Genomic DNA, 16,738 nt, shown 5'->3' with positions numbered 1-16,738 from the left:
CATGGCCGACGCGTCCCGGGTACTCCTGGGCCTCGGCGGTTGCGTCGACCACGAGTTGAAGCTGACCGCCGGCGTCCTGGAACAGCTTGTCGCCGAGTACGGCATCGGCGCCGCGGAACTGACGTCGCCGGCCGCCGTGACCAGTGAGCGGGACCTTGTGGTGTCGATCCTGGGGTACGTGGCCCGGGGCGGAGGCGGCGAGCACTTCGTCGCCTCCGCCCCGGCGCTGTCGACCTTCGCGAACCGGTTCCCCTACCGGCAGACCCTGGGCGGCACCTCGGTGCGGGCCGGGATCCTGATGAGCCGGCTCGGCGTGCCGTCGACGCTGCACCTGGTCAGCGTCAACGACACCTTCCGCCGGCTGCTGCCGACGGACAGCGAGTACATCAACAGCGGTGTCGGGGACACCTTCTATCCACACCTGATCGTTCAGTACGACAAGGGCCTGCGGGTCCGGGCCGGCGACATCGACATCACCGCGCCGTTCCCGAACCGCCTGATCTACGTCAACGACCCGGCGAACGGCGCCATGCTGCTCGCCGACGATCTCAGCGACCGGTTGGGCAGGGCGGACGTCTTTCTGATCTCCGGGTTCAACGCCATGCGCGACGAGGCGGAGCTCGACGAGCGGCTCGCCGCGCTGAAGCAGCACATGCGGCAGCTGCCGTACGGGGCGGTGACCTACTTCGAGGACGCGGCGTACCACGAGCCCGCCTTCAGCCGCCGGGTCCGGGACGCGCTGCTCGACGAGATCAGCGTGTACGGGCTGAACGAGGACGAGCTGCAGTCGCACCTCGGGCGCCCGGTCGACCTGCTCTCGGCCGAGGATGTCGCGGACGTGCTCACGGCGGTGCACGCGCTCATCCCGGCGCCGACGTTGGTGCTGCACACGAAGTACTGGGCCGTGGCGCTCGGCGCAGGCGAATACGCCGACGCCCTCGACACCGGCACCGTCATGGCGGCCACCCGCTACTGCCACGGCGACGACTTCACCGACGAGGACGTCGAGCGCCTGCGCCGGCTGCCGCGGCGGCCCGAGTCCGTTGCCTTCGCGGCGGCGCTGCGCTCGCGCCTGGGTGAGACTGTCGATTGTGTCCCCGGCTTCGCGCTCGACGTCCGGGACCCCACCACCGTCGGGCTCGGCGACACGTTCGTCGGCGGTTTCCTCGCCGAGCTAGCCCTGAAGGGACAGCGATGACCGTCGAAACACTGCCCGCCAACCAGCCCGAGACGTTCTATCGCGGCGCCGGCCGGATCGCCCAGTTCCGCAACGTGCCGGCGCTGCCCGACCGTCCCGAGGACTGGGTGGGCTCGGTGACCAGCCGGTTCGGGCTCGCCCCGTCCGGGCTGTCCACCCTGGCCGACAGCCGCGTGCTGGCCGAGGCGATCGCCGCGGACCCGCGCTGGTGGCTCGGCCCGGAACGCGCCGACACCGGCGTGCTGGTGAAGCTGCTCGACGCCGGCCAGCGGCTGCCGTTGCACGTGCACCCGGACCGCCGCTTCGCCACCGCGCACCTCGCCTCGCCGTACGGCAAGACCGAGGCTTGGGTGATCGTCTCCGCGCGGCCTGACGCATACGTCCATCTGGGCTTTGCCCGTGACGTGGAGGCCGCCGAACTGGCCGGCTGGGTGGACGGCCAGCGGACTGAGGCGATGCTCGCGGCCACCAACAGGATCCCGGTCGCGGCGGGCGACGCGATCCTCTGCCCGGCCGGCCTGCCGCACGCGATCGGCGACGGCATCCTGCTGGTCGAGGTCCAGGAGCCGACCGACTTCTCGGTGCTGCTGGAGTACGAAGGCTTCGGCCTCGCCGACGGCCACCTGGGCCTCGGCTACGACCTGGCCCTGCAGTGCGTCGACCGCAGCGCCTGGACGCCATCGCGGCTCGACGAACTCCGCGGCACTCCGGCGCGACTGCTGCCCGAGGCCGCGGACGAGTTCTTCGCCGCCCGCCGCCTGTACGGCGGCGACCGTCTGGAATGTGGCTGCAGCGTGCTGGTCGTGGTGGCCGGATCGGGCAGGCTGATCGGCGAGAAGGACGACCTGCCGCTCCGGCGGGGGGACACGCTGCTGGTCCCGTACGCCGCCGGTCCGCTCCTCCTGGACGGCCAGGTCGAGGTGATCCGCCTCTCGGCGTCCGCCTGACCGCTGCTTCCGGTGGTCTTCTACGCCGTCGCGGTGTTTCTGGGCCTCCTCGCCGGTTTGACCGCCATGGCGGTGTTCTTCTTCGCGGGCCAGGCAGGGGCCGGCGAAGAGGGCGTTTCACCCGCTGGCGGCGAAGCGTTCCACGTTGTCGATCGGTCCGACGATGAGGATCAGGTCGCCGTAGGCGAGCACCGTGTCCGGGGTGGCATGGGTGAACTCGGGGGGACGGCCCAGCGGTGGGGCCTGTGGTTTGACCGCCACGACCGTGACGCCCCACCGGGTGCGCAGCCGGCAGTCGCGCAGCGGCACGCCGACGACATCGCGCGGTGGGGTGGTCTTGACGACGGCGAAGTCGGCGTCGACCTCGACGTAGTCGAGGATCCGGCCGGAGAGCAGGTGGGCCACCCGTTCGCCCATGTCGTGTTCCGGGGCGACGACCTTGTGCGCGCCGACTCGGGTGAGGATGCGCCGGTGCTGGTCGCTGACCGCCTTGGCCCAGATGTCGGGGATGCCGAGTTCGGCCAGCAGGCTGGTGGTGAGGATGCTGGCCTGGATGTCCGTGCCGATTGCCACGACAGCGTGCAGGAACTCTTCCACCCCGAGTTGTCGCAGCGCCTCGATGTCGGTGGAGTCGGCCCTGACCACGTGCGGCAGGCGGCCGGACATCGCCTGCACCACCTTCTGCCGGTGGTCGATGCCGAGCACCTCGGTGCCGCGGCCGACCAGTTCCAGGGCCAGGGCGCCGCCGAAGCGGCCCAGGCCGATGACCACCACAGAATCCGCCTGCCCCGGTCCTGCCGCCGGCGTCCTCTGTCGCGCCTGTCGTGCCCGCATCACGCCTGGATCCTGCCACGACCCGACCAGCGTGATCACCTGCGACGGCCCCGCACGACGCCGGACGCGGCCCGAGCGAGGGACCGATATGATCGGCGGGCTCCATGGCGCGCCGGGAAGTCTGGTCGGCACCGCTGGTCGGCAACGACAAGGTGCCGGCGCGGCTGCGGCACCTGCTCAACGTCGAGTCCGGTGTCAACGACGGCCTGGCGCTGCCGTTCGTGGTGGTGCTCCTCGCCGTCGCCGCCGGCTCGGACGACCTGCACCTGGGGGAGCTGGCCACCGAACTGGCCGTCGGGCTGGCGATCGGCGTCCTCGTGCCGCTGGCCGCGATAGCGCTGGAGCGCACCCGGTTCTTCGCCGCGTCGGCGGCGTACGCGCCGCTGAACGGGGTTGCGATCGGGCTGCTGGTGCTGGCGTTGGGCAAGGCGACGCACGGCAACCTGTTCCTGGCCGCGTTCGCCGCCGGCATCACCGTGGCGACCTTCGGGCCGCGGGAGCGGGCCGCGTTCGAGCACTTCGGGGAGAACGTCGCCGAGTTGCTGAAGCTCGCCGCGCTGCTGGTCTTCGGGGCACTGATCTCGGTGGAGTTCCTCGGCGAGATCTCCTGGGCCGGTTGGGTGTTCGCGGTGCTGGCGATCGTGGTCGCCCGTCCGATCGCGTTGTGGATCTCGTTCCTGCGCTCCGGGCTGAGCCTGCGGGAGCAGGCCGCGGCCATGTGGTTCGGGCCGAAGGGCTTCGCCTCCGTCGTCTACGGGCTACTGGTGCTCGAGTCCGGCATCGGCGCCGCATCCGAGGTCTTCCACCTGGTTGCGTTGACCATCGTCATCTCGATCCTGGCGCACTCCTCGACCGACGTCGTGGTCGCCCGGGCGTTCGACGAAACCCGGGACATCCCGAGCTGGCACGGCGTGCTGCGCCGCGTGGGCCGGGCAACGCTGCCACGACTCCGCGCCGGACGCCGCGCCCCAGCGGGTGGATCCGGAGCCGACGACGGTGCGGGGCAGCGCCAGGCGAACACGAAGTAGCGCAGCATGGTTGCCGGGTGTCGGCAGGACTTGTTGCCCGATTTCGGCCGGGTGCCGCCCTGGATGGCGTACGGGCGTGAGCGCCACGATGTGAGGCATGACGAGCGACATCGCCGTGCTGGCCGAGGACCTGACGAAGTTCTACGGCCAACGCCGCGGCATCGAGGGTCTCAACCTGGAGGTCCACACCGGGGAGGTGATGGGCTTCCTCGGGCCCAACGGTGCCGGGAAGACCACCACCATTCGGCTGCTGCTGGACTTTCTGCGGCCGAGCTCCGGCCGCGCGACCGTGCTCGGGCTCGATCCGCGCCGGGACAAGGCCGCCCTGCACCGGCAGATCGGCTACCTACCCGGCGAACTGGCGTTTCCCGGCCGGGAGAAGGCCGAGGACCTGCTGCGGTTCTTCGGCGACGCCCGTGGCGGCGTGGCCTGGTCACAGGTGGTCGACCTGGCCGAGCGGCTCGACCTGGACCTGTCCCGCCCGGTACGCGCCATGAGCAAGGGCAACAAGCAGAAGGTCGGCCTGGTGCAGGCGTTCATGCATCGACCGGCCCTGCTGATCCTGGACGAGCCCACCAGCGGCCTGGACCCGCTCATGCAGCAGGAGTTCCTGGCCATGGTCCGCGACGCCCGGGATGCCGGCCAGACCGTGTTCATGTCCAGTCACGTCCTCGCCGAGGTGCAGCACACCGCCGACCGGGTCGCCATCATTCGCGACGGCAGGCTGGCCGCGGTCGAGCGCGTGGAGTCCCTCGGCAAGCGGGCCGTCCGGTCGGTGGAGATCCACTTCGACGATCCCGTGGATCCGGCGGAGTTCACCGTGCTGCCCGGGGTCAGTGACGTGGTGGTGTCCGGGCCGGTCCTCAGGTGCACGGTGGATGGCCGCTTGGACCCGCTGATCAAGGCGGCGGCTCGACACGAAGTCGTGGACATGCTGTCGGCCGAACCCGACCTGGAAGAGACGTTCCTCTCGTTCTACTACCACTCGGAAGGAGCTGGCGATGCTTCCCGCGCTGGTGCGTAAGACGTGGCGCGACGACCGCGGCGCGCTGATCGGTTGGGCCACCGGCGTCGCCCTCTTCACCGTCATCTACACCTCCTTCTACAGTCGGTTCCAGGGCGCGGCGGAGCTGAAGCAGGACACCCTGCCCCAGGGAATGCTGGACTTCCTCGGCATCGCCGACATGCTCTCGCCGGCCGGCTACCTGCAGGCGACGATCTTCAGCCTGGTCGGGCCGCTGCTGGTCCTCATGTGCGCGGTCACGTTGACCGCCCGGACGATCGCCCGGCCGGAGGAGGACGGGGGCATGGAACTGCTGCTGGCCAACCCGCTGTCGCGTACCGCCTTCGCCGGGCAGCGCCTCGCGGCCACGGGCTGCGCCGTCACCGTGGTCGCGGCCGTCCCGGTGATCCTCCTGATGATCATCGTTCCCCGAGTGGGCATGGACATCCCCCTGTCCAACGTCGCGGCAGCCGGCGTCGGCCTGATCGCCCTGGTCTGGTGCTTCACCGGTATCGCCTTCCTCGCCGGCGCGGCCAGCGGAAAGCGCGGCACGGTTCTGGCGATCACCGGTGTGCTCGCCGTCGCGACCTACATGGCCAACGCCATCGGCGGCATGTCCGACGGCTGGCGGTGGATGCGCTGGTTCTCGCCGTTCCACTACTTCATCGGCACTGATCCGTTGCACACCGGCTGGCACCCGGCGCAACTGCTCACCCTCGTGGCTGTCGGTGCCGTCACCACGGCCGTCGGGGTGTTCCTGTTCGATCGCCGCGACGTCGGTGTCTGAAGCAGACCGTGGTGGCCGCCAAGTGTCGTGGGGCGGCCACCACGACGCCCGGAAGGAACAGCCCAGCAGCGATCACACCTGGCTGGCCCGAAGCTGCGAAGACCTCCTGCGCGCCCCGGCCGGCGACAAGCGTGGCGACGCCGCCGCGCGGCTGGGCGCCCGCGCCGCCGACGAGGACCTGCAACCACACGACCTCGTCGACGGCGTGTTCGCGGCTGCCGGCGTCTGCTGGAACATGTCGCCCCTCGAATCCGCCGACACTCCGACCACCGTCCACACCCGCGCCGTGACGCTCTTGGACACCGCGCACTCGGTGTTGGTGGCCGCCCTCGACGGCTACCTCCACCAGAGCCGAGCCGAACTGGTTCGACACAACACCGAACGCGCCGCATTCGTCAACGACCTGCTCACCGGCCGAGCCGAGCCCGGCAGCATGGCCGAACGCGCCCACCGCTACGGCATCCGCCTGTCGGCCACCCACACCGTCCTGGTCGCACGCGCGCCCCGCCTCACCGCCGACCTCATCCACCGCGTCGACGCGGCGCTCGCCGCCCGGTTCGGCGAGGGGAACACCCTCACCACCCTGCGCGACGGTGACCTCGTGTGCATCAGCGCCGGGGGGCTACGAGGCATCGGGGCCGAACTGGCGCACCTGCTTCTCACCGAACTCGGCGCCGAAGGCTGGCAGGTGGCCGTCGGCCGCCCCCACCCCGGCGTACACGGCCTGGCCACCTCGCTCGACGAGGCCCGCAACGCCCTCGACCATGCCGCCAAACTCGGCTTCACCGCACCCGTCCTCAACGCCGCCGATCTGCTGGTCTTCCCCGTCCTACTGCGCGACCGCGACGCCATCACCGACCTGGTCACCACCGTCCTCGGCCCGCTCACCGCCGCCCGTGGTGGCGCCCAGCCCTACCTGGACACCCTCACCGTGCTCTTCGACAACCAGGGCAACCACACCGCCACCGCCCGCCAGATGCACCTGTCCGTACGCGCCGTCACCTACCGCCTCGACCGCATCCACCACCTGACCGGTTACCACCCCAACGAACCCACCCAACGCTTCACCCTCCATGCCGCCGTGCTCGGCGCCCGACTGCTCGGCTGGCCCGACGGAGCAGGAGGGTAGGTCCGGCGCAAGGGCTACCCCTGGGCCGCTCGCACCTGACGTGCGCCCGGCGCGGCTCCCCGGCGGTGGCCGGGTGGGGCGCGTGCACGGTGGGCGACGGGGTCGTACGGCGGGCTCTCGTCGGCGCCGTCCCACGGGCAAAGAGGCACGAACGAGGTACAGCCGTCCCCAACGCCGCTCTTCGTCCCTGCCCGGCTTGCACGATGGGGTGTGCCCAGTTGAGATGCAAGGAGAGGGCGGGCGACATGAGACGTGGGGGAAACAAAAAACGGCGGCTGCTGCAGGCGGCGGCGATGGTCCTGACAGCGGCGGCGGCCGGGGCGGCCGTTGTGCGTGCCAGCCGCATCCGAGGCGACGCCACGACGGGCAATCTGCCCGCTCCGGGCAGCGATGCCTTCAGCGCCGGCGGCATGACAGCGCCATCGTCCGACACCACGGACAGGAGTGATCGCATTGTCGCTCCGGCAGCAGCCGTCCGCTGATGTGAGGCACGCCTGACGCTGAGGCCCTGCCGGGCGCGGCTAGGGAAAGGGGGTACGGCGTCTGGTCGCCGTACCCCCGCTCGGCTCGCAAGGCTCTGCGGGCCGGCCCCGCCGCGTCCGGCTCAGCCCTGCCGAAGTTCACCCGCGGCCCCGTGCGCCTGCCCCCGTACCTGCTGAGCAGCCGACCTGGCCTGCCCCTGGACGGCGGAAGCCCCGTGTACGGCGGTGGATCCCACCGACTGGGCTGCGTGCTTCGCGGGCTCGCGCAGGTTGTCCCGCACCTGGTGGCCGACCTCGCTGGCCTGCTCGCGCAGTTCGCCGGAGTGTTGACGGGCCTTTTCCCTGGCCTGGCCGGCCCACTGCCGCTCGGGACGGCTGGGCGGGATCAGCGCGGAGACCAGCAGTCCGGCGCCGAAGGCGATCAGGCCGGCCGCCAGTGGGTTGCCTTGAGCCTGCTGCCCGAGTTCCCGCGCCTGGGTGCGCATCGACCCCGAGGGGGACGACATCTCCCGGCCAGCACCGTGCCCGTCCATGGATGGCCCCATCACCTTCTCCTTGACCCGGGCGAGCGCCCCACGGGCCTGGCCGACGCGGTCGCCGGCGATCCGCCGTGGGTTGACCTTGTCGGTCAGCGCGTCGACGTCGCTGACCAGCTCGCTGCGGGTCTGCTCGATCTGCTGTCGGATCCGGTCCGGATCGGTCGACATGTCTGCTCCCTTCCGGCTCACTCACCGGCCGCGCAGGGCGTCCGGTATCTGCCGTGCGGTCTGTTGCGTCCGGGGCAGCACCGCGCGAAGTTGCCGCAGCTTCGTCCGCCCGATCGCGAGGAGGACGGCGGCGACGATCGCCCACACCGCCGCCACGATGAGTGCCGCCCAGCTCTGGTCCATCACGTTGGACAGACCCCACCAGGCCGCGTACGACACGAACAGCACGGTCAGGAAACCGGCCAGAGCGGCACCGGCGAACATACCGCCGGCCTTGCCGGCCTGGCTCGCCTCCTCGCGCAGTTCCGTCTTGGCCAGCTCGATCTCCTGGCGGACCAGCGTCGACAGGTTACGGGTCACGTCACCCAGCAGTTCACCGACCGACTGGGTGCGTTCCTTCTCCGGGGCGCTCACGGTGCCACCCCACCCGGGATGTCCGCCTCCCGCTGGCCGGCCGGCGACACGTTCTGCGCCCGCGTCACCCCGGTGTAGGGGCCTTCGCCCGTGTATGGGGCCGCGGTCGCCCCCTCGGGTACCTGCTGGCCGGTCGGCCGCGGTTGGCCCGGCTGCGCGGTCTGGCCCATCTGTTCGCTGGGCCGCTTCCCGTTCCCGGACGTCAGGTTTCGGGTGAGCCTGCCGACCAGCAGTCCGGCCACCGCCGCACCGGCGAGAAACATCCCCGGGTGCTGGCGGGCGTACCCGCGCACGTCGTCGATCACCTCGCCGGGTTCACGCGCGTCGAGCCACCCGGCGGTCCGGTCCGCGGCCGTCGCCGCCCGTCGGACAGCCTCACCGGCCAGGCCGCTGTCCCCGCCACGATCGGCCATGGAACCGAGCTCACGGCCGAGACCGCGCAACCCCTCAGCGGCCCGATGCTGCTGTGTCCGCGCCTGGTCGTGCAGTTGCGAGGTGGCCTCGCTGGTCAGGTGCCGCGCCTCCTGCCGTGCCTGCGCGGCCACCTGCCGGCCCTGCTCGGCGGCGGCATGACCGACCTGGCCACCCGCCTGCGCCGCCTGCTGACCCATCTGTGATGCCGCCCGGCGGGCCTGCTCCGTGGTGCCGCCCGGCGGTCTGTTCTGGTTGATCGCCGTCATCGCGAGCTCCTCTCCTCGGCTCCCGGCCACGATGCAGCCCGGAACACCACCCGCGTACCCCCGGCGCCTCACCACATTCATGCACCGGTGGCCGCGCCAGGGCCAGATCCCGTTGCCTGGAGGGGACGTAGGCCCAGGTGAGGTCCCGGATCACGGGCGAATCAACCTCTTGCCGGGGAGAGATATATCGCATAGCGTACGCCGCATCTGGGATATCTGGAGGCGCCATGACTCTCTCCGTTCTCAAACCCTCACGCGTTGCCGTCCCCGTCGCCCTCGTCCTTCTCATGACCGTGGGCGCCTGCGGAGGCGACGGCCCTGACAAGGACGTCGCCTCGGGGGTGACGGCCGACGACAGCCTGCACGCTCTCGTGCCCGCCGAGATCGCCGCACGCGGCACGATCGAGGTGGCGGGCTCGGCCGACTTCCCGCCCGACAACTTCCTCGACACCAACGAGAAGGACGTGATCGGTTACAACGCCGAGATGCTCGACGCGGTCGCCGCGAAGCTCGGCTTGAAAATCAACTTCACCCGCACCAAGTTCACGGGAGTGATCACCGGCATCGAGGCTGGACGCTTCGACGCAGGCATCAGCTTCCTCGACACCAAGGAGCGCCAGAAGGCTGTCGACATCCTCGACGCCTATCGCGTCTCCCAGTCCTTCATCACCCGCAGCGACTACCAGGGCGACCCGATCCCATGCGGGAAACGCGTCGGCGTCGGGGCAGGTAGCGCCGAGGCACTGATCATCGACGACCTCTCCGAGAAGAAGTGCGTGGCGGCGGGGAAGCCCGCGATCGAGTCCGCCACCTACCCGAGCAACCCACAGGCGGTCGTCGCGCTGACCAGCCAGCGGGTCGACGTGGTCTTCGCCTCGACGGCGCCGGCCGCCTACGCGGTCAAGCAGGCCGGAAGCGCGCTGAAGCTGTTCGGGGACCCGCTCATGGCCGGTGGTTACACCGGAATTGCGATCTCCAAGGCCGAGCCGAAGCTGCGCGACGCGATGAAGGCCGCGCTCCAGCAGCTGATGGACGACGGTACGTACCTGAAGATCCTCGAGAAGTGGAACGTCCAGGGCATCGCTTCCGACAAGGCCCTCATCAATGCCGGCACCGACTGAGGGCCCACCCGTGAGCAGCCAACCCGACGCGGAGTCCCGTCCACTGATCGCGGTTGTCGCCGGCCCGACGGCGACCATCCTCAACACGCCGCCCATGGGCGCGGATCCCGCCGCGCTGGTGCCGCAGCGCGTGGCCGACGACGTCGTCATCGGCGTCGTCGATCGCAGCGGCCACCCGATCGACGAGCTGAACAACGATGCGACACCCCCGGTACAGCGGAAGGTGGTACTTGCCCGGGGGCAGTTGGTGGCGCTTCCGTTGCCCGAGGGCGCGGGTCCGGCGGGGCAGAGCTTCTTCCCGTCCGCAGAGCGCCTGTACGAAGAGCTCGACACCCTGTGGGTCGACGAGACGGGACGCGCCGGGGTGCTCGGCCGGCTGGCCCGGTACCGGCACTTCCGCGCCGCCCCGCCGGCCGGGTACGTGTCCGGCGAAGCCCCCGAGGTCCTCGGAGTCGACTACTTCCCGTACGGCGCATGGGAGAGCCGCGCCGAGCCGACCATCGCCACCCTCGTGACCATCACCAACACGGTCCAGAAGATCACCGCCGAGGAGGGCGTCGCCGGGGTGCAGTGGCTCGAGGGCAGCCCGGTGATCGAGGAGACGCTGTACTGGCTGGCGCTGCTCGTAGACACCGACAAGCCCATCGTCGGTCAGGTCGCCCAGCGTCTGCATCGCTCCGTCGGGTCGGACGGCGCCCAGAACCTCGTCGACGGCGCGCGGTACATCGCGTCGAGAGCGTGGGATCTGGACGGCCGCGGCGACGCCGTCGGCCCGGTCCTGGTGGCCGACGGCGTTGTCCGCACCGCCCGGGGAGCGTACAAGGTGGCTGGACGCCCGGGTGGCTACGCCGGCGGCGGCCCGGTGGCCACCTGCGCCACCCAGTGGCCCATCCGGCTGGAGTACCTGCCGCTGCGGCGGCACACCCGAACCTCCGCCGTGCGGATCTCCGCGCTCCCGCGCGAGGTTCCGGCCCTGGATGGCGCCGGCCGCACCCGGCTGGTCCAGGTCACCGACAGCAGCGGCCGGCTCGCCCCCGAGGTGCTTCCGGTCGTCACCATCGTCGTGTACGGCAGGTACGGCCTGGCGGGCACCTGCGGCTGTGCGGACCTCGGCGTCGCCGACGCCGTGTCACACCACGTCGAGCGCCACGGTCTGGCCGGCTTCGTGCTGGAGGGCATCGCGCCCAACGGCTGGGCCAGCCGCGAGGTGGAATCCTCGCTGTCGGTCGCCGCGTACTCGGGACTTCCCGTCGTCTGGTGCGGCCGCGGCCGCCCGGAGGACCCGGTGGGCAGAGCCCCGGTGCCGTTCGTCGCGGGTAGCAACCTCAGCGCCACGAAGGCCCGGATGCTCCTGCTCGCCTGCCTGCTCAGGTTCGGTGCCGCACCGGTGGCCAAGGACCCGCGCCAGCCGACCGACGCCGAGAGGCACGCCACCAACGAATACGTCCGATCCCTGCAAGAAATCTTCGACACCCACTGAACGGAGGCAGAGACGATGAAGCCGAGGCATTTCGACCCGGTTCAGGCTGAGCTGGCCGACGAGCCGGACCGCTTCGCCGGCGCCGTCTCCCGGACGGACCTGTACCGCAACGGCGAGGAGGTCGGCACCGACCTCACCGGCGTCTACTTCGCGCCCGGGGCGCGTACCCTGCCGCACACCCACAGCGTCGACCAGGTGCTCTACGCCGTCAGCGGCCGGGGCGCGGTGTCCATCGAGGGCGAGGTGCACGAGCTCCGGCCCGGCGACTGGGTGGTGATCCCGGCCCACGCACATCACTGGCACGGCTCCGTCAGTGACGAGGAGAGCTTCACCCAGATCGCCCTGAAGGCGGGCGGGACGACCCGGTGGCTCCCGGCCGACGACGAGTGGAGCCAACATGGATAGCGCCACAGCCGAGCCGCGCGAACTCACCCGGGAGGCGCCGGAAGCGTTGCACGTGGTGAAGCAGCGGCACCCCTGGCGCTGGGTTTCGGTCGCGGTCGCCCTGGTGCTCGCGGCGCAGATGGTGGTCTCGATGGTCACCAACGACGCCTACCGGTGGGACGTCTTCGCCGAGTACCTGTTCAGCGAGGCGATCCTCAGCGGCCTGCTGCTGACGCTGGAGGTCACCGTCCTGGCGATGAGCCTGGGAATCGTGCTCGGGATCGTCATCGCCCTCTGCCGGATGTCCCAGAACCCGATTCTCTCCCGCTTCGCCTGGTTCTACACGTGGATCTTCCGGGGCACACCGACCCTGGTGCAGCTCATCTTCTTCTACAACCTCAGCGCACTGTACCCGCGGCTGACGCTGGCCATCCCGTTCGGTCCCGAACTGCACAGCTGGCCGACCAACGCGGTGATCTCGGCGATGGTCGCCGGGGTCCTGGGGCTCGGCCTCAACGAGGCCGCCTACATGTCCGAGATCGTTCGGGGCGGTCTGCTCTCGATCGACCGCGGGCAGACCGAGGCCGCCAAGGGCCTGGGGATGACCCCGTGGCACACGTTCCGTCGCATCGTCCTGCCCCAGGCCATCCGGGTCATCATCCCGCCGACCTTCAACAACATCATCGGGATGCTGAAGTACTCGTCACTGGTCAGCGTGCTGTCCCTGGGCGACCTGCTGTACGTCTCGGAGCAGATCTTCTCCCGGAACTTCCAGCCGATCCCGCTGCTGCTCGTCGCCTCGGCGTGGTACCTCGTCTGCACCTCGATCCTCATGGTGGCGCAGATCTACATCGAACGGATCTTCGGTAGGGGCGTCGCACGCCCGGGGGCGACGCGCATCGGCCCTGTTCGGGCCGGGGGGCGCATGGTGCGGAAGGTGGTGCGCGGATGACACCGCTCGTCACGATCAGGGGAGTGCGCAAGTCGTACGGCAGCACCGAGGTGCTCAAGTCGGTGGACCTCGACGTCTCCAGGGGCGAGGTGGTCTGCCTGATCGGAAGGTCAGGGTCCGGCAAGACGACGCTGCTGCGGTGCGTCAACCATCTGGAGACGGTCGACTCGGGCGTCATCAAGGTCGACGGTGAGTACGTCGGCTACCGGGAGTCGAACGGCGCGCTGGTGGAGCTTCCCGAGCGCCGGGTCGCCGTGAACCGGCGGCACATCGGCATCGTGTTCCAACAGTTCAACCTCTTCCCACACATGACGGTGCTGGAGAACGTCGTCGAGGGGCCCACGCGGGTGATCGGACGCAAGCGCGCCGACGCCGTCGCCCTCGCCGTCGAGCTCCTCGAGCGGGTCGGCATGGCGGAGAAGGCCGGCTCCTACCCGCGGCAGCTCTCCGGCGGGCAGCAGCAGCGCGTGGCGATCGCCCGGGCGCTGGCCATGCGCCCGAAGCTGATCCTCTTCGACGAACCGACGTCGGCCCTCGATCCCGAGCTGGTCGGAGAGGTGCTCGACGTCATGCGGGATCTGGCCGCGGACGGCATGACCATGATCGTGGTAACCCACGAGCTGCGGTTCGCCGAGGAGGTGGCGAGCCGGATCGTGTTCATGCAGGACGGGCGCATCGTCGAGTCGGGGTCGCCGAGCCGGCTGCTCCGCGATCCGCAGACCGATGGCCTCAAGGCGTTCCTGTCCAGGACCGGCTTCTCGAACTAGCCGAGGATCGTCTCGCGGTCGGGTCACGTCGCCCGCCTGCGATATATCGAATATGGAGTATCGGGATGAAGCCGAGAAGCACCCACTACGACGCCGTGATCGTCGGCGGCGGCCACAACGGCCTTGTCGCCAGTTTCTATCTGGCCGCTGCCGGTCGCCGGGTACTCGTCGTCGAGCAGCGGGCGCAGGCCGGGGGCCTCTGCGCGCCGCTGGAGTTCTTCCCCGGCTACCGGGGCACGATCACGAACACCCCGAGCGCCCTCGAACCGCGGATCTTCGGGGACATGCAGCTGGAGCACTTCGGGGTCACCTTCGACCGGCCCGACCCGACCATGGTGTTCCCGCTCGCCGACGGACGGTCGTTCAAGGGCTGGCGGGACCGGAAGCGGACCGAGGCCGACCTGCGCCTGCTGGCGCCGAACGACGCCGAGGCCTACTTCGAGATCATCGACTTCTTCAACAACTTCGCGCGCAAGCTCAACGTGTCGGTGTTCGACGATCCGCCCAGCCTCGCGGAGCTGGCCGCGGCCATGCGTACGCCGGACGACGAGGCGGCGTTCGCCGAGGTGTTCTTCGGCAACATCCAGGACTTCCTCGACAGGCGGCTGTCCAGCCCCCACCTCAAGGCGCTGCTGGCGAGTCTGTCGATGAGCGCCGGGAACGTCGCGCCCTCCACCCCGGGATCACCGATCGGCCTCCTGCGCCGCCCGCTGTCCCTGGTGAGCGGACACGCGACGGCTGACGACCCGCGGCGCCACATGGTCCGGGGCTCGACCGGCCTACCCCGCGGTGGGATGGGTTCGATCGCCGAAGCCATGCGCGCCGCCGCCGAGGCGCGGGGCGTCGAGATCTGCCTCGAGACCCGGGTCGAACGCATCGTGACGGTGGGAGGGCGGGCCACCGGCGTGGTGCTCTCGTCCGGGGACGAGGTGACGGCCGAGACCGTGCTGTCCAACCTCAATCCCAAGACCACGCTCCTGAACCTGTTGGACGACCCGGCGCTCGTCCCCGACGAACTCGCCGAGCGGTTGCGCGGCCTCAAGATGGCGGGGGGAGCGTTCAAACTCGTCCTGGCCCTCGACGGGCTGCCCATCCATCGCTCGGCCACCTCCGACACCGAGGCGCGACAGTTGGCGGCCTGCCAGTACCGCTACTCGCCGACCGTCGAGTACCTCGAGGAGGCCCACGACGACTACAAGTACGGCCACCCGTCGAGACGTCCCAAGCTGCTGGGGCTGACGCCCTCGGTCGTCGACCCCAGCGTCGCCCCGCCGGGGCGGCACCTGATGAGCGTCAACGTCTGGTACGCGCCGTACCGCCTCGCGTCCGGGGCCTGGGACGCCGAGACGAAGGCCAAGTTCGCGGCCACCTGCATCGACACCATCGAGGAATTCATCGTGAACATCAAGGACATCATCGTCGACCAGGTGACCTTCAGTCCGGTCGATTTCGAGCGGGAGTACGGGCTGGTCGAGGGCCACCAGCTGCACGGCGACATGACGCCGCTGGGCATGTTCGGCAACCGCCCCACCCCCGGTCTCGCCCGGTACCGCACACCGGTGCGGGGCCTCTACCTGTGCGGCTCGGGCGTCTGGCCCGGCGGAACGGTGACGGGCATCCCCGGCTACAACGCGGCCGCCCGGGTCCTCCGTGACACGTCCGGGTCGCAGGACGAAGCCTCGACGCCCGACGTCCCCTCCGCCGGATAGCCCGATGGACACCATCGACCTCGCCACCGGCGTGCCGGACATCGGCTCTCCGCCGTCGGCCGCGGCCGCGGCCACCGAAGCGATCAACCGTGGCGACACCAGGTACGTCGGCTCGGCGGGCATCGCGCCCCTCAGGGAGGCCGTCAGCCGGTCCCTCCTCGAGGAGCGCGGCCTGTCCTACGAGCCCTCGCAGATCATGGTGACCGCCGGAGCGAAGCTGAGCGTCTTCTGCGTACTCAGCGCACTGGTCGAACCTGGCAGCACCGTCGTGCTGCCGGTCCCGCACTACGGGGGCTACCGGGGCCAGATCGAGCGGCTGGGCGGGCGGATCGTCGGGCTCAGGACGACACCGGACACGGGCTACAAGCTCACCAGGGCGCAGCTGCGCGACGCCCTCGACGACGACACGAGGGTCGTACTGCTCAACTCGCCGGCCAATCCCAGCGGCGCGGTCTACAGCGCCGACGAGCTCGCCGGTCTCGCCGACGCCGTGGTCAACCACAGCTCCGCGATCATCGTGAGCGACGAGATCTACGCCCGCTTCGTGTACGACGGGCGGTCCGCGCCCAGCCTCGGTTCCCTGGGGTCCGAGGTCCTGGCCCGGACGGTCACGATCGACGGCGTCTCCAAGGCCTACGGCATGACCGGTTGGCGGGTGGGCTACGCCGCCGGGCCGAGAGCCGTCATCGACGTCGCCCGACGCGTGCACGCCGGCCTGTGCAACTGCGCTCCCTCGATCAGCCAGTGGGCGGCGTGGGGCGCGCTCACCGGTGCGGCACAAGATCATCACGACCCGTGGCGACACCAGGAGCTGCGCGACCTGTCGCACGCCGTCGTGGACCGATGGCGTGGCATCCGGACGGTGCAGCCGTCCGGCGCCATCTACCAACTGATCGAGCTCGTCCCCGAGGAGCTCGGCCTCGCGAACGGCGCGGAGGCGTCCTTCTTCGAGGCGTGGGCCTCCCGAGCGCGCGTCTCGGTCGCACACGACAACCGATTCGGCGCCCCGGTGTTCGGTCGACTCACCTTCTCGGTGCCGCGGCCCGAGCTGGAGGAGGGCCTGAGCAGATTGTCGGCTGCCCTGGTGCAACTCGCCGATATCAACCAGTAGTCAGC

At 70.4% G+C, this 16,738-nt stretch carries 16 protein-coding genes and 1 pseudogene; 13 read left to right on the top strand and 4 right to left on the bottom strand.

Annotation, left to right across the window (positions count from 1 at the left end):
- The first annotated feature begins 1 nt into the window (after nucleotide 1).
- Nucleotides 2–1,198 (top strand): ADP-dependent glucokinase/phosphofructokinase, encoded by a 1,197-nt coding sequence (locus ABGB16_RS12355; protein ID WP_347668147.1) that lies wholly within the window; start codon nucleotides 2–4, stop codon nucleotides 1,196–1,198.
- Nucleotides 1,195–2,145, top strand: a complete 951-nt coding sequence (locus ABGB16_RS12350; RefSeq protein ID WP_347668146.1) for a class I mannose-6-phosphate isomerase — start codon at nucleotides 1,195–1,197, stop codon at nucleotides 2,143–2,145. The genes ABGB16_RS12355 and ABGB16_RS12350 overlap by 4 nt, the downstream gene beginning before the upstream one ends.
- A 117-nt stretch (nucleotides 2,146–2,262) precedes the next feature.
- Here the strand turns inward: ABGB16_RS12350 and ABGB16_RS12345 are convergent, their stop codons facing one another.
- Nucleotides 2,263–2,916 (bottom strand): TrkA family potassium uptake protein, encoded by a 654-nt coding sequence (locus tag ABGB16_RS12345; RefSeq protein WP_347668145.1) that lies wholly within the window; start codon nucleotides 2,914–2,916, stop codon nucleotides 2,263–2,265.
- A 182-nt stretch (nucleotides 2,917–3,098) separates the two neighbouring features.
- Between ABGB16_RS12345 and ABGB16_RS12340 the strand changes: the two are divergent.
- The 4 genes and pseudogenes from ABGB16_RS12340 to ABGB16_RS12325 form a co-directional block, all read left to right on the top strand.
- Nucleotides 3,099–4,007: pseudogene (locus tag ABGB16_RS12340) on the top strand (cation:proton antiporter); the annotation flags it as partial.
- Nucleotides 4,008–4,104: 97 nt separating this feature from the next.
- On the top strand, nucleotides 4,105–5,031 hold the full coding sequence (locus tag ABGB16_RS12335) for an ABC transporter ATP-binding protein (protein WP_347668144.1): 927 nt from the start codon (nucleotides 4,105–4,107) through the stop codon (nucleotides 5,029–5,031).
- A complete protein-coding gene (locus tag ABGB16_RS12330) occupies nucleotides 5,009–5,797 on the top strand; it encodes an ABC transporter permease subunit (protein ID WP_347668143.1) in 789 nt (262 codons plus the stop codon). Before ABGB16_RS12335 ends, ABGB16_RS12330 begins: the two co-directional genes overlap by 23 nt.
- A 22-nt stretch (nucleotides 5,798–5,819) precedes the next feature.
- Nucleotides 5,820–6,926 carry a helix-turn-helix domain-containing protein gene (locus ABGB16_RS12325; RefSeq protein ID WP_347668142.1) on the top strand — a complete coding sequence of 369 codons (1,107 nt, stop codon included), beginning with the start codon at nucleotides 5,820–5,822 and terminating at the stop codon, nucleotides 6,924–6,926.
- Between the two features lie 604 nt (nucleotides 6,927–7,530).
- On the opposite strand, the gene ABGB16_RS12320 is transcribed toward ABGB16_RS12325, so the two are convergent.
- From ABGB16_RS12320 to ABGB16_RS12310, 3 genes are read right to left on the bottom strand one after another with little or no spacing between them, the layout of a single operon-like run.
- Nucleotides 7,531–8,115 carry a DUF3618 domain-containing protein gene (locus ABGB16_RS12320; protein ID WP_347668141.1) on the bottom strand — a complete coding sequence of 195 codons (585 nt, stop codon included), beginning with the start codon at nucleotides 8,113–8,115 and terminating at the stop codon, nucleotides 7,531–7,533.
- 21 nt (nucleotides 8,116–8,136) lie between these two features.
- A complete protein-coding gene (locus ABGB16_RS12315; RefSeq protein WP_347668140.1) occupies nucleotides 8,137–8,529 on the bottom strand; it encodes a phage holin family protein in 393 nt (130 codons plus the stop codon).
- The gene (locus ABGB16_RS12310) at nucleotides 8,526–9,209 is read right to left on the bottom strand and encodes a hypothetical protein (RefSeq protein ID WP_347668139.1); all 684 of its coding nucleotides are present in this window, start codon (nucleotides 9,207–9,209) and stop codon (nucleotides 8,526–8,528) included. The genes ABGB16_RS12315 and ABGB16_RS12310 overlap by 4 nt, the downstream gene beginning before the upstream one ends.
- Before the next feature lie 341 nt (nucleotides 9,210–9,550).
- Between ABGB16_RS12310 and ABGB16_RS12305 the strand changes: the two genes are divergently transcribed.
- The 7 genes from ABGB16_RS12305 to ABGB16_RS12275 all read left to right on the top strand — a co-directional run bounded on the left by ABGB16_RS12305 (nucleotide 9,551) and on the right by ABGB16_RS12275 (nucleotide 16,733).
- A complete protein-coding gene (locus tag ABGB16_RS12305) occupies nucleotides 9,551–10,330 on the top strand; it encodes an ABC transporter substrate-binding protein (protein ID WP_347668138.1) in 780 nt (259 codons plus the stop codon).
- 10 nt (nucleotides 10,331–10,340) lie between these two features.
- Nucleotides 10,341–11,810 carry an asparaginase domain-containing protein gene (locus ABGB16_RS12300; protein ID WP_347668137.1) on the top strand — a complete coding sequence of 490 codons (1,470 nt, stop codon included), beginning with the start codon at nucleotides 10,341–10,343 and terminating at the stop codon, nucleotides 11,808–11,810.
- A gap of 15 nt (nucleotides 11,811–11,825) precedes the next feature.
- Nucleotides 11,826–12,215, top strand: a complete 390-nt coding sequence (locus ABGB16_RS12295; protein ID WP_145776959.1) for a cupin domain-containing protein — start codon at nucleotides 11,826–11,828, stop codon at nucleotides 12,213–12,215.
- The gene (locus ABGB16_RS12290; RefSeq protein WP_347668136.1) at nucleotides 12,208–13,146 is read left to right on the top strand and encodes an amino acid ABC transporter permease; all 939 of its coding nucleotides are present in this window, start codon (nucleotides 12,208–12,210) and stop codon (nucleotides 13,144–13,146) included. The genes ABGB16_RS12295 and ABGB16_RS12290 overlap by 8 nt, the downstream gene beginning before the upstream one ends.
- The gene (locus ABGB16_RS12285) at nucleotides 13,143–13,913 is read left to right on the top strand and encodes an amino acid ABC transporter ATP-binding protein (RefSeq protein WP_347668135.1); all 771 of its coding nucleotides are present in this window, start codon (nucleotides 13,143–13,145) and stop codon (nucleotides 13,911–13,913) included. The genes ABGB16_RS12290 and ABGB16_RS12285 overlap by 4 nt, the downstream gene beginning before the upstream one ends.
- 65 nt (nucleotides 13,914–13,978) lie before the next feature.
- Complete coding sequence (locus ABGB16_RS12280; protein ID WP_347668134.1) at nucleotides 13,979–15,622, top strand: NAD(P)/FAD-dependent oxidoreductase; 1,644 nt, start codon at nucleotides 13,979–13,981, stop codon at nucleotides 15,620–15,622.
- Nucleotides 15,623–15,626: 4 nt separating this feature from the next.
- Nucleotides 15,627–16,733, top strand: coding sequence for an aminotransferase class I/II-fold pyridoxal phosphate-dependent enzyme (locus tag ABGB16_RS12275; protein ID WP_347668133.1), 1,107 nt, complete (start codon nucleotides 15,627–15,629; stop codon nucleotides 16,731–16,733).
- The last annotated feature ends 5 nt before the right edge of the window (nucleotides 16,734–16,738 follow it).

Origin of the sequence: Micromonospora sp. B11E3 (genome assembly GCF_039871625.1) — a bacterium.
GTDB lineage: Bacteria > Actinomycetota > Actinomycetes > Mycobacteriales > Micromonosporaceae > Micromonospora.
The sequence above is the reverse complement of the archived record's forward strand: the minus strand, read 5'-3'. Positions and strand labels throughout refer to the sequence as shown.